Genomic DNA, 12,167 nt, shown 5'->3' on the forward strand with positions numbered 1-12,167 from the left:
GTGCCCGATAAATAGGGCCTCACCGCGTAACTGTAACGGGATATTGTGGCTGAACACAACGAATAGTAGCGCTGAAAACCCTAAAAATATGGGGAAATCGTTGCTTTTTTGCGTCAGAGGAAGGCCGTTTCGTCGAATGAACGCAATTTCCGGCTGTGCAAACGCTCCAGCGGCATGCCGCGCAGGTGCTCCATTGCCCGAATTCCGATCGCCAGATGGCGGCTGACCTGCGTTGTATAGAAGGCCGAGGCCATACCTGGCAACTTCAATTCACCGTGCAGGGGCTTGTCCGAGACACAAAGCAGCGTGCCATATGGAACCCGGAACCGATAGCCGTTTGCCGCGATGGTTGCGCTTTCCATGTCCAGTGCGATAGCGCGCGACTGGCTGAGGCGTTGGACCGGCCCGGACTGGTCACGCAACTCCCAGTTGCGGTTGTCGACCGAGGCCACGGTGCCGGTGCGCATGATCCGCTTCAGTTCATAGCCGTCCAGTTCGGTCACCTCGGCCACGGCTTTTTCTAGGGCCACCTGCACTTCGGCCAAAGGCGGGATGGGAACCCAAACCGGCAGGTCATCATCCAGCACCTTGTCCTCGCGCAGATAGGCATGGGCCAGCACGAAGTCACCCAGCGCCTGCGTGTTGCGCAGCCCGGCGCAATGGCCAACCATCAGCCAAGCATGCGGGCGCAGCACGGCGATGTGATCCGTGGCGGTTTTTGCATTCGACGGCCCAACGCCGATATTGACCAGCGTAATCCCCGACCCGTCTGCGCGTTTCAGGTGATAAGTCGGCATCTGCGGCAGCTTCAGCGGTTGTTCCAAGGGCGCTTCGGCGTCCGAGATCTCGACATTCCCGGTCGAAACAAAGCTGGTGTAGCCACTTTCGGGATCGGCGAGCTGTTCACGGGCGTAATTCTCGAACTCGGAGACATAAAATTGGTAGTTCGTGAACAGAACGTGGTTCTGGAAATGGCTGGGATCGGTCGCTGTATAATGCGACAGGCGCGCCAGCGAGTAGTCGACGCGCTGGGCAGTGAACAGGGCAAGCGGACCGTCTTCGTCCACGTCATCGACGCCATTGACGATGTCATCGTTTGTGGTCGTGAGATCGGGAACGTCAAAGACGTCGCGCAGCGTGAAACCGGCGGCCCCCTGCTGTGGCACATGCAGGTCCGGGTTGCCCGCAACTGCGAAATGAACCGGGATGGGCGTGTCGGACGCCCCGATGGTCACCGGTTGGTCATGGTTTCGGATCAACAGCGCGATCTGCTGCGTCAGATAGGACCGGAACAGATCGGGCCGGGTGACCGTGGTTGCGTGGCTACCGGGTTCGGACACATGGCCAAAGCTCAGACGGCTGTCCACCTGCGCGTAAGACGAGGTCTTGATGCGGATTTCCGGGTAATAGGCCCGGTAGCGCGCCTTGGGGGTGCCGTCCTGCATTGCTTCGGTAAAGCTGTCGCACAGGAACCGGGTCGCTTGCTCATAAAGCTCTTCCAATCGGGCTACGGCGGCCTTGGGGTCGGTAAACTGCTCGGGTTTGGGGGTATCAGGCGTTTTTATTGTTGTCATGCAAGTGGTTCCAGAAGATCGATCTTTTCAAAGGTGCGCACATCCACAAGGCCAAGGTCTGAAATCCGCAGTTCCGGGATCACGACCAAAGCCAATAGGGAATGCTGCATATACGCGTTGTTCAATTGACAGCCGCAGGCTTGCATCGCCTCGACCATCTTGTCTGCCTTGGCGGCAACCTGCGCCGCAGGGCTGTCGGACATGAGGCCGGCAATCGGCAATTCGACCAGCGCTAGTTCTTTGCCGTCGCGAAAGATTGTGATGCCGCCGCCCACCTCGGCCAGCCGATTTGCGGCCAATGCCATCTGGTCGCGGTCGGTTCCGACCACAATCATGTGGTGGCTGTCATGGGCCACGGTTGAGGCCATCGCCATCTTGCCCTGATAGCCAAAGCCCGAGACAAAGGCGTTTGTCACCCCGCCCGTCGCCTTGTGCCGTTCCACCAGAGCAATCTGACAGACATCGCCTTCACCTTCGACGAGCCCCTCGATGATCGGTAACTCGGCTTTCAGGGCCTTGGTCGGCGCTTGGTTTTCCACGACGCCGATCACATTGGCCTGAACGCGATTGGCCCCCGGCGGCGCCGCGATCTCGAAATCGGTCGCGCTCAGCGCGTGCCCCAGATGCACGGTATTGCGGGCGGTGTCCGGCCAGTTCAGGTGGGGGCAATCCATCGTTATGGTCCCATTTTCCGCTACAATCTGCCCGCGCGCGATGACCTGTTCGATGGGCAGATCGGTCAGATCAGAACTGAGGATGATGTCCGCACGTCGCCCCGGGGTGATCGAGCCGATCTCGCGCTCCAGCCCGAAATGTGTCGCGGTGTTGATGGTCGCCATCTGCAAGGCGATCAGCGGGTCACATCCGCAGGCGATCGCGTGCCGGACCACGCGGTTCATATGTCCGTCATTGACCAATGTGCCCGAGTGGCAATCATCCGTACACAAGATGAAACTGCGCGGGTCCAGCCCCTTTTCGGTCACCGCCGTGATCTGGCTTTCCACATCATACCAGGCCGAACCCAGCCGCATCATAGACCGCATCCCCTGGCGGACCCGTGCGATGGCGTCGGCCTCGCAGGTGCCTTCGTGATCGTCAGCAGGGCCACCGGCAACATAAGCAGCGAAATCAGGCCCTAAATCAGGCGAAGCATAGTGTCCGCCGACGGTTTTTTCGGCCCGTTGGGTGGCGGCAATTTCGGCCAGCATCTTTGGATCGCCATGGATGACACCGGGAAAATTCATCATCTCGCCAAGACCGATGATCCCCGGCCAGTTCATCGCCTCGGCCACATCCTCGGGGGTGATTTCATAGCCCGTGGTTTCCAGCCCGGGTGCCGAGGGCGCGCAAGACGGCATCTGAGTGAAGATATTCACCGGCTGCATCATCGCCTCGTCATGCATCATGCGTACGCCGTTCAAGCCCAGCACGTTGGCGATCTCGTGCGGGTCGGTGAACATCGAGGTCGTGCCATGCGGGATCACCGCGCGTGCGAATTCGGCCGGGGTCAACATGCCGGATTCGATATGCATATGCGCATCGCACAGCCCGGGGACCATAAATCGGCCCCGTGCCTTGATAATCTGGGTGTCAGGTCCGATGCAGTGCTGGGCGCTGGATCCGACAAAGGCGATGCGCCCGGCCGCGATGGCGATGTCGTGTTCCGGCAGCGTTTCGCGGCTGTGAACATTGACCCATGTGCCGCCACGAATCACCAGATCGGCGGCCTCACGACCGGCGGCGACTGCAATCAGACGGGGGGCGGTATCGGGCCAGCTGGGAAAAGGTGTGTATTCCATGACCCAACTTTCCTCAATGCGTTGGAAGGTGCAACCCCTGCCGACGCGGTATCGTGAAACTGTCATGGAGCGGTTTGAAAACGGATCAAGCCCCTGACAAGACACCAGGTCCGGGATTGGGTTGCCAGATGGCAAGTCCGCGGGCCAATCTGCAAGAATGAACTATGACGAAATTGATGCCGAGGGATTCGGCCGCAGTCTTCGCGGTATCGGGGTGAACCTTTTGGTCCGCGACGTGCTGGCGCAATGCGCGTTTCTGGACCGGGTCTTTGGTATGACGGCCCACCAGCCGACGCGAGACTTTGCGATTGTTCGCTATGGCGATCAGGTTTTTCAGCTGCATGCGGATGGCACCTATCACAGCAATCCCTTGTTGGGGCTGTTGCCGGAAACCCCTCCGCGCGGGTCAGGGATCGAGATCAGGCTGTACGAGACTGATCCGGACGAAGCCGTCGACCGCGCCAAAGCCGCAGGTGCCACGATCTTGCAACCGGCGACCAACAAGCCACATGGCCTGCGCGAGGCCTACATTCTGTGTGAAAACGGCTATGCCTGGGTTCCAAGCCGCCCAACGGACCCAGCGTGACGTCGTCTGTGTCGCATCAGGTTGTTTGGGATTTGGCGAACTGACCTCTGATCCAATCCGCGAAGGCCAACGCACCCGGTGTTTCTTCCGCCTGCGGTGACAGCAACAGGTAATACGCCTCGGGCATTGGTGCGCGATGTTCGAACGGACTGACCAAGCGACCCTGCGCAATCAGATCTTCTGCAATGGCATCATGGGCCAGGCACAATCCGCCGCCCGCCATTGTGGCAGACAGGCAGACAAGGTAGGTCGTGGCGTAGGTAATTGGCGGATTTTTCCAGTTTAGAGCCTGATCTTCCGCCCAGCTTGCCCAATTGGACAGCAGGTTCGAGCAATCGAACAAAGGCTGTCTTTGCAGGTTTTCCAGCGTGACCTCATATCCCGGTGCGCAGACCGGATAATAGTGATCGGTGAGCAAAAGCTCGGTCCGCACCGTGTCGGCCGGGCGCAGCGAATAGCGGATTTCAACTGCGGCCCCGTCCGCCATCTCGCGCGGCTCCCACAGCTCGGTGAAGATGTTGAGGTGAACATCGGGATGCAACGCGCGAAACGCGGGCAGGCGCGGGGCCAGCCAATTGACAGCGAAGGTTATGTTGCACTGAACCTGAACCGCATTCTGTTGCGCACCTGTGACTGCTTGGGTTCCGCGCAACAGGGTTCTAAACGCCTCTCGCACCACAGGTAGGTAGGTGATCCCGCCTTCGGTCAGTTCCAGCGCCTTGGGTCGGCGCAGAAACAAGGGCTGACCCAGGTACGCTTCCAGCGATTTGATCTGCTGGCTGACTGCACTTTGCGTCATGTTCAGGTCGCGCGCGGCACCGGTGAACGACAGGTGCCGCGCCGCGGCCTCGAACGTGCGCAGCCAGCCCAGCGGAGGAAGCTTGTTTCGCATATGCATAATCTCAGCATTAGTTCAACTTATGGGATAGTTCGGTTTTTTTCGTTGGTCAAACGCGACTGTGGCGGGCACGATTTTGGCAACCCGCAGCCGAACCCCAGGGAGAGCCAAAATGACCGTTGCAAGCCTTCGCCCCAATATCGATCATTGGCCCGAGCGTGTGGATATGGCTGCCGCGTTTCGCTGGACCGTGCGATTGAACATGCACGAGGCCGTGGCCAACCATTTCAGCCTTGCGGTGAACGAAGACGGGACGCAGTTCCTGATGAACCCCAACCAAATGCATTTTGCGCGTATTCGCGCCTCGGACCTGCTGCTGCTGGACGCCAACGACCCAGAAGTTATGGAACAGCCCGGTGCGCCGGATCCGACAGCCTGGGGGCTGCATGGTTCGATCCACCGTCATTGCCCGCATGCACGCTGTGTCATGCATGTGCACTCGATCTTTGCAACCGTTCTGGCCTCGCTTGCGGACAGCACATTGCCTCCGATCGATCAGAACACCGCGACCTTCTACAACCGCTATGTCGTCGACGATGCCTTTGGTGGTCTTGCGTTTGAAAGCGAGGGCGAGCGCTGTGCCTCAATGCTGTCGGACCCGAAGAAGAAGGTCATGATCATGGGCAATCACGGCGTGCTGGTGATCGGAAGCGATCCGGCAGATGCCTTTAATAGGCTCTATTACTTCGAGCGTGCGGCGGAAACCTATATCCGGGCATTGCAAACCGGGCAGCAACTGCGGGTGCTGTCGGACGAGATCGCCGAGAAAACCGCGCAGGAATTGGATGACTATCCGGATCAGGCCGGATCGCATCTGCGTGAGATCAGGGCGCTGCTTGATGCTGAAGGCTCGGACTACGCCACCTGATAGACCGGTTAGGACAGGAGAATTGGCTGTGACGGATCACGCGCCGATGCAGGATATGAGCCGTGAGTGGAACTACCACCCGGATTTGCCGCTGCAAAACCCCTCGATCTTTCAATGGCCACCGCGGCCAGGCTTTTTGCTGGGCTGGGTTGTTCGCAACTGGCTTACGCTGAGCGAACGCGTGTTGATGGTGGGGCTGGCCATTCTCCTGTGGGCGTTTTTCTACCCCTCGCTCGAGACCGCCAAGAATTTTGCGTTTGGTTGGATCTTTCAGATCTGGCTGGTGAATTTCATCATGATCTTCGCCGTTGCGGGCGGGCTGCACTGGTTTTTCTACATGCGAAAGGCGCAGGGGAAAAAGCTGAAATTCGAGCGGCGCGATCAAGGCAGGAACAACAAGCTGTGGAATTTCAGTGATCAGGTTCTGGATAACATGTTCTGGTCGCTGGGTTCGGGCGTACTGCAGCTGACGGGTTTTCAGGCCGTGACCATGTGGTTGATGGCCAATGGCTATGCGCCGGTGATCACGTTCGCAGATAACCCGGTTTGGTTCATCCTGTGGCTGATCCTCTTGCCGATGTGGTCAGCCTTTCACTTCTATTGGGTACACCGCCTTTTGCATCAGCCGTTTCTGTACAAGAAAGTCCACAGCCTGCACCACCGCAACGTCAATATCGGGCCATGGTCTGGCTTTTCCATGCACCCGGTCGAGCATTTCTTTTACCTCAGCACCTTGTGCATTCACTGGATCGTACCCTCGCACCCGATTCACCTGTACTTCCACATCGTGTTTCAGGGACCGGGTGCGGCGATGACGCACACAGGCTATGAGGAGTTGCTGGTAAAGGACAAAAAGCGACTGGCGCTTGGGACCTTCTATCACCAGCTGCACCACCGCTATTACGAATGTAACTACGGCAATCAGGAGATGCCGTGGGACCGGTGGTTCGGCACGTTCCACGATGGCTCGCCCGAGGCAACCGCCGAGACGCGGGCGCGAAAGAAACGCATGTTCGGCTGAGGAGACAACGCCGCGAGGCCTACGCCTTTTCGAACAGCGCGATCAGCGCGGCGTCATCTTTGTTCGGGCCAGCGGCAAGATCGCCATAGATGCGGACTTCGGATAGGGTCAGATGCTGAATCCGGCCCCGTTCCAAATCCCGCAGCGCATCGGCAAATCCGAGGTTTTCATAATGCTTGGCGTTTATCGATAATGCGAATTGCGCCCCATGACGTGCGACAAGCAGAAGCGCAGGCAAAACATCAGGGCCAAGGTGACCATGGGTGAACGTTCCCGATGACACGACGCCGGAATAACTGTCGCGCGGAACCGGGATACCTTGATTCAGATCCGCCTCGATCGCGTCACGATAGACATCCTTTCGCATCGCCTGGTCCAGCATCTCGGCGCTGATATCGGTAGCATCTATCGGGCCGACACCAAGTCCAGCCAAAACCGCTCCGCACAGCCCGGTTCCGGCCCCCACATCCAGCACCGGGCCTTGGCCGCCTGCGCTGACAAAAGCGCGCGCCGCGTGGATGTGCAATTGATAATCTTCGCGCGCGGCAAAACTGGCGTCATAGTCCCCTGCCCACTCGGCATAGAGCTGTTTGTTCTCTTCCGGCGAGGTCAGCGAATATGCGGTGTGCAGGTCGGTGGGTTTGCTGGTCATGACCCATTGAACGCGCATCGGCGGATTCGAATCAAGTGTCACCTTCTGCGCTTGCATCCCGGCGCGCGTCCCCGCATCAAGGGGGCATGACCGGCACTCTTTTTACCTTCGGCCACGGCTATTCGGCCAGAGCACTGTCACGCCGCCTTGCACCGCAGGGCTGGCGGATGATCGGAACTTCGCGCGACACAGGCCATCTTGAGGGTATTCGCGCCTCGGGGGCGGAACCGTTGATCTGGCCGGGGCAGGCACCGGATCTGGAGGGGGTGACCCACCTGCTGATCTCGACAGCGCCGACCGAAGACGGAGATCCGGTTCTGTCCGAATTGCGCGATCAGATCGCGGCGCGGGCCGGACAGTTTGATTGGGTTGGCTATCTGTCAACAACAGCGGTCTATGGCGATCACCAAGGCGATTGGGTCGACGAGACAACACCACCTGCGCCAACCGCCAAACGCGGGCATTGGCGGGTGCGAGCTGAAAACCAATGGTCCGAGATCCCGGGCCTGCCTCTGCACATCTTTCGCCTGGCCGGCATATACGGCCCCGGGCGCGGGCCGTTTTCCAAGCTGAAACGCGGCGGTCTGCGGCGGATCATCAAGCCGGGGCAGGTGTTTTCCCGCATCCACGTCGAGGATATCGCGCAGGTACTGGCAGCTTCGATGACACAGCCGAACCCCGGCGCGATCTACAATGTCTGCGATGATGAGCCCGTGCCGCCTCAGGACGTGATCGGATATGCCGCCCAGCTTCAGGGCCTGCCGATGCCGCCTGCCGTACCGTTCGATGAGGCCGACCTGACCCCGATGGCGCGCAGTTTTTACAACGAAAACAAGCGGGTCCGGAATGAGCGGATCAAATCCGAATTGGGTGTTTCCCTGATCTACCCGAATTATCGCGTGGGCCTTGAGGCTTTGATGCGCGACAACGCGACGGGCGCGATCTGATGACGGATCGGTCCGAGCATTTGACCATTACGGTTTCGACGTTGACCCGGCAGCGTCCGGACATGCTGAAGGCATTGCTGCGCAGTTGGGCCGCGCTGATTGTCCCCGCCGGATGTGCGGTCCGGTTTCTGGTGGTTGAGAATGACACCAGTCCCCACAGCGAGACGGTGGTGCGCAAGATGGCCGAGACTTTTCCTGAAGCGACCCCGGTCGATTATGTGCTCGAGCCCGAATTGGGCATCCCGTTCGGGCGCAACCGTGCCGCGCGCGAGGCCATCGCCAGTGGATCGGATCTGTTGTGTTTTGTTGACGATGACGAAGTTGTCGCGCAGGACTGGCTGGATCGTCTGGTTGCCGGATACCGGGCCAGTTCGGCGGTATTGTTGGGGGCACCGCTGCGGGCGGCAGAACCGGCCGGAGACGAGACTGCGGCGCAGCGCCTGATGCTGCGCAATATCAGCAATCGCTATCTGGAAAAGGAAAAGGCCGCCGCCCGACGTTCCAGCCTGAGCGACACCGGCGGCGTCACTATTGTCACCAATAACTGGCTGGCCGAAACGCGCTTGTTCAGCGAGGTCGGGATCTGGTTCGACGAAACCATGCGTATGACCGGCGGTACGGACGCAAAATTATACGCCGAAACTGTTGCCAAAGGATTGCCTGTCGGCTGGGTGCCCGACGCCTTTGTCTATGAGACAGTGCCGGCCTCTAGGCTGAGCTTTTGGTATCAGGCGGCACGCGGGCGAGACCAGGCAAACACCCACATGCGCCGCAAGCTTGAGAATCGCCCGGTCAGCGCCGCGTTGGGGTTTCTGAGCGTTCCGTTCCGAATCCTCGCTTTGCTGGTAGCCATCATTCTGATGCCGTTTCAGCCGGATCGCCGCTACATCCAGATTGCCCGGACAGCCGGTTGGCTTGTGGGCGTTCTGGGCATTCCGTTTGGGTATAAATCAGCGCTCTACCGCAAAGTCAGCGGACACTGACGGCAACCTCGGTCAATTGCGACAAGTCGCAAACAGCGCGTCTAGGATTGCGGTCAATGCGATAATTAAAACCTATTAATATTATCCAAAAACAAAACTTATTTGCATGGCTTTATCTTGCTATCGTCAGGACAGACAGGAAGAACGAGTCGCTGATGCATTTTCCGGCAAGCCCGCAACGCCCCTTAAGCCCAAACGCGCCTGGCGTGTGGGTTTACCTTTGCCGGGATGTCATTCGGCCCCGTTACTCTTCTCGTATTTGACCGCGCGACGCTCAAGAACAGTAGCCAGGAATGGAGAAAGACATGGACGGAAGTGATAATCCAAACACGGGCGGTTGCCCGGTAATGCATGGCGCCGGAACCCGGTCGAACCGGGATTGGTGGCCCAATCAGCTGAACCTTTCCATCCTGCATCAGAATGCGCCCGCTTCGAATCCATTGGGCGAAGATTTCAACTATGCGGAAGCGTTCAAGAAGCTGGACTATAAAGCGCTGAAAGAGGACCTCTATGCGCTGATGACGGATTCGCAGGACTGGTGGCCTGCGGACTATGGCCATTATGGTGGTTTCTTCATCCGCATGGCGTGGCACAGCGCCGGAACCTATCGGACGGCGGACGGCCGTGGCGGTGCTTCGACCGGCAACCAGCGTTTTGCACCGCTCAACAGTTGGCCCGATAACGGCAACCTCGACAAGGCGCGCCGCCTGCTGTGGCCGATCAAGCAGAAATACGGCAACCAGATTTCCTGGGCTGACCTGATGATCCTTGCGGGCAACTGCGCCATCGAATCCATGGGCGGCAAGACCTTTGGCTTTGTCGGTGGTCGCGCGGATATCTGGGCCCCCGAGGAAGACATCTATTGGGGATCCGAGACCGACTGGCTGGCCCCCACGGACAATCCGCACAGCCGGTATTCAGGCGAACGCGATCTGGAAAATCCGCTCGCCGCCGTGCAGATGGGCCTGATCTACGTGAACCCCGAAGGCCCGGATGGTGAGCCCAATGTTCTGGCGTCAGGCCGTGATATCCGCGACACTTTTGGCCGGATGGCAATGAATGACGAGGAAACCGTGGCTCTGGTCGCGGGTGGCCATACCTTTGGCAAGGCACATGGTGCCGGAGATCCCGATCTGGTCGGCCCCGAACCCGAGGCGGCCCCGATCGAGGATATGGGCTTTGGCTGGATCAACAAATACGGCTCGGGCAAGGGTGACGACACCACGACCAGTGGCATCGAAGGCGCCTGGACAGCAAATCCCATCAAATGGGACAATGGCTATTTCGACCTGCTGTTCGGCTATGACTGGAACCTGACCAAAAGCCCCTCGGGCGCGTGGATCTGGGAGCCGGTGAACGTCAAGGAAGAAGACATGGCGCCGGCAGCGCATGATCCGTCCAAAAAGGTCAAGACCATGATGACCACTGCCGATATGGCGATGCGCATGGACCCGATCTATGGCCCGATCTCAAAACGCTTCCACGAGAACCCGGACGAGTTCGCCGACGCCTTCGCCCGCGCATGGTTCAAGCTGACCCATCGCGATATGGGGCCGCGCGCGAACTATATTGGCGAGGAAGCCCCGACCGAAGAACTTCTGTGGCAGGACAATGTCCCCGCTGTGGATCACGATCTGGTCGACGAGGCCGATGTGGCCGATCTGAAAACCAAGATCGCGGCATCCGGCCTGTCGGTGTCCGAACTGGTCTCGACCGCTTGGGCCTCTGCCTCAACCTTCCGCGGGTCGGACAAGCGCGGTGGTGCCAACGGGGCCCGCATCCGCCTGGCACCGCAGAAAGACTGGGACGTGAACGAACCGATGAAGCTGGCCAAGGCGCTTGATGCATTGGAAGGCATTCAGAAAGCGTTCAACGAGGCCCAGTCGGGCAACAAGAAAGTGTCACTGGCTGACGTGATCGTACTGGCCGGCGCCGTCGGTATCGAACAGGCCGCCAAGGCCGGTGGACAGGATGTTGAGGTCCCGTTCGCGCCGGGCCGCACCGACGCAACGCAGGATCAGACGGATGTGGATTCATTCGGCATGCTAGAACCTGCAGCCGACGGGTTCCGCAACTACCAGAAGTCCGAATTCACCGTCTCGCCCGAAGAGCTGCTCGTCGACAAGGCGCAATTGCTGACGCTGTCGGCACCGGAAATGACGGTGCTTGTCGGCGGGTTGCGTGTCTTGGGTGCAAACTTCGGTGATACCAAGCACGGTGTCCTCACCGATCGCGCCGGTACGCTCAGCAACGACTTCTTCACCAACTTGCTGGACATGCGTACCGAATGGAAGCCTGCTGGCAAAGGCGTGTATGAAGGCCGCGACCGCTCTAGCGGCGAGGTCAAATGGACCGGTACGCGCGTTGATCTGGTCTTTGGTTCGAACTCGCAATTGCGGGCGCTGGCCGAGGTCTATGCCCAGTCCGATGCCGAAGGCAAATTCGTCTGCGATTTTGTCTCGGCCTGGAACAAGGTGATGAACGCAGATCGGTTCGACCTGGTTTAATCGCGCCGAACACCTACAGGACGCCGCCTTGGGAAGCCTCGGCGGCGTTTTCTATAGGTGAGTCTGTCGGGCCGAACGCGATTCCACCTGTTCGCCCTGGTCTGAGCGTTTCAGACGGCGGGAAAACGCCCGTATTCTAAAGGTAACTTGTTGTTTTTATTAAGGTGGCGAAGAAACTGGTGGGAAATGTGAAGTTTTTTCAAATTGGGGGTTGCAGGTCTCAGACCTAATCCGTAAATACCCCTTCACCGGCGCTGGTGAGGCGGTTGGGACGCTGCGGTAGCGGTGGAGACGCATCGGAGAGACGGTGGGCATCTGAGGTTAGGGTTTAG

The 12,167-nt window shown here is 59.2% G+C and carries 10 protein-coding genes; 6 read left to right on the plus strand and 4 right to left on the minus strand.

Annotated elements, in window-relative coordinates:
- Nucleotides 1-113: 113 nt before the first annotated feature.
- Together ACR0JA_RS16865 and ade are read right to left on the minus strand one after the other, a co-directional pair.
- Nucleotides 114-1,574, minus strand: coding sequence for an AMP nucleosidase (locus ACR0JA_RS16865; protein WP_480577399.1), 1,461 nt, complete (start codon nucleotides 1,572-1,574; stop codon nucleotides 114-116).
- A complete protein-coding gene (gene ade / locus ACR0JA_RS16870; RefSeq protein ID WP_480577402.1) occupies nucleotides 1,571-3,373 on the minus strand; it encodes an adenine deaminase in 1,803 nt (600 codons plus the stop codon). Before ade ends, ACR0JA_RS16865 begins: the two co-directional genes overlap by 4 nt.
- 157 nt (nucleotides 3,374-3,530) lie before the next feature.
- On the opposite strand from ade, the gene ACR0JA_RS16875 reads away from it, so the two are divergent.
- Complete coding sequence (locus ACR0JA_RS16875) at nucleotides 3,531-3,959, plus strand: VOC family protein (RefSeq protein WP_480577405.1); 429 nt, start codon at nucleotides 3,531-3,533, stop codon at nucleotides 3,957-3,959.
- Between the two features lie 16 nt (nucleotides 3,960-3,975).
- Here the strand turns inward: ACR0JA_RS16875 and ACR0JA_RS16880 are convergent, their stop codons facing one another.
- A complete protein-coding gene (locus tag ACR0JA_RS16880) occupies nucleotides 3,976-4,851 on the minus strand; it encodes a LysR substrate-binding domain-containing protein (RefSeq protein ID WP_480577408.1) in 876 nt (291 codons plus the stop codon).
- 118 nt (nucleotides 4,852-4,969) lie between these two features.
- On the opposite strand from ACR0JA_RS16880, the gene ACR0JA_RS16885 reads away from it, so the two are divergent.
- Nucleotides 4,970-5,725 carry a class II aldolase and adducin N-terminal domain-containing protein gene (locus ACR0JA_RS16885; protein ID WP_480577411.1) on the plus strand — a complete coding sequence of 252 codons (756 nt, stop codon included), beginning with the start codon at nucleotides 4,970-4,972 and terminating at the stop codon, nucleotides 5,723-5,725.
- Between the two features lie 46 nt (nucleotides 5,726-5,771).
- On the plus strand, nucleotides 5,772-6,746 hold the full coding sequence (locus ACR0JA_RS16890; RefSeq protein WP_480577442.1) for a sterol desaturase family protein: 975 nt from the start codon (nucleotides 5,772-5,774) through the stop codon (nucleotides 6,744-6,746).
- Between the two features lie 19 nt (nucleotides 6,747-6,765).
- Here the strand turns inward: ACR0JA_RS16890 and ACR0JA_RS16895 are convergent, their stop codons facing one another.
- Entirely contained in the window at nucleotides 6,766-7,398 is a 633-nt protein-coding gene (locus ACR0JA_RS16895; protein ID WP_480577444.1) for a class I SAM-dependent DNA methyltransferase, read from the minus strand.
- A gap of 86 nt (nucleotides 7,399-7,484) precedes the next feature.
- On the opposite strand from ACR0JA_RS16895, the gene ACR0JA_RS16900 reads away from it, so the two are divergent.
- The 3 genes from ACR0JA_RS16900 (at nucleotide 7,485) to katG (ending at nucleotide 11,835) form a co-directional block, all read left to right on the plus strand.
- The gene (locus ACR0JA_RS16900; protein ID WP_480577414.1) at nucleotides 7,485-8,345 is read left to right on the plus strand and encodes an SDR family oxidoreductase; all 861 of its coding nucleotides are present in this window, start codon (nucleotides 7,485-7,487) and stop codon (nucleotides 8,343-8,345) included.
- Nucleotides 8,345-9,328 (plus strand): glycosyltransferase, encoded by a 984-nt coding sequence (locus ACR0JA_RS16905; protein ID WP_480577417.1) that lies wholly within the window; start codon nucleotides 8,345-8,347, stop codon nucleotides 9,326-9,328. Before ACR0JA_RS16900 ends, ACR0JA_RS16905 begins: the two co-directional genes overlap by 1 nt.
- Nucleotides 9,329-9,633: 305 nt before the next feature.
- Complete coding sequence (katG, locus tag ACR0JA_RS16910) at nucleotides 9,634-11,835, plus strand: catalase/peroxidase HPI (protein ID WP_480577420.1); 2,202 nt, start codon at nucleotides 9,634-9,636, stop codon at nucleotides 11,833-11,835.
- Nucleotides 11,836-12,167: the final 332 nt, after the last annotated feature.

The sequence above is a fragment of the Ruegeria sp. AM4 genome, from assembly GCF_056540665.1.

What these genes read in the sequence shown, in the direction of transcription:
- ACR0JA_RS16865 (WP_480577399.1), bottom strand. Translation starts at nt 1,574, where the DNA reads ATGACAACAATAAAAACGCCTGATACCCCCAAACCCGAGCAGTTTACC.
- ade (WP_480577402.1), bottom strand. Translation starts at nt 3,373, where the DNA reads ATGGAATACACACCTTTTCCCAGCTGGCCCGATACCGCCCCCCGTCTG.
- ACR0JA_RS16875 (WP_480577405.1), top strand. Translation starts at nt 3,531, where the DNA reads ATGAACTATGACGAAATTGATGCCGAGGGATTCGGCCGCAGTCTTCGC.
- ACR0JA_RS16880 (WP_480577408.1), bottom strand. Translation starts at nt 4,851, where the DNA reads ATGCGAAACAAGCTTCCTCCGCTGGGCTGGCTGCGCACGTTCGAGGCC.
- ACR0JA_RS16885 (WP_480577411.1), top strand. Translation starts at nt 4,970, where the DNA reads ATGACCGTTGCAAGCCTTCGCCCCAATATCGATCATTGGCCCGAGCGT.
- ACR0JA_RS16890 (WP_480577442.1), top strand. Translation starts at nt 5,772, where the DNA reads ATGCAGGATATGAGCCGTGAGTGGAACTACCACCCGGATTTGCCGCTG.
- ACR0JA_RS16895 (WP_480577444.1), bottom strand. Translation starts at nt 7,398, where the DNA reads ATGACCAGCAAACCCACCGACCTGCACACCGCATATTCGCTGACCTCG.
- ACR0JA_RS16900 (WP_480577414.1), top strand. Translation starts at nt 7,485, where the DNA reads ATGACCGGCACTCTTTTTACCTTCGGCCACGGCTATTCGGCCAGAGCA.
- ACR0JA_RS16905 (WP_480577417.1), top strand. Translation starts at nt 8,345, where the DNA reads ATGACGGATCGGTCCGAGCATTTGACCATTACGGTTTCGACGTTGACC.
- katG (WP_480577420.1), top strand. Translation starts at nt 9,634, where the DNA reads ATGGACGGAAGTGATAATCCAAACACGGGCGGTTGCCCGGTAATGCAT.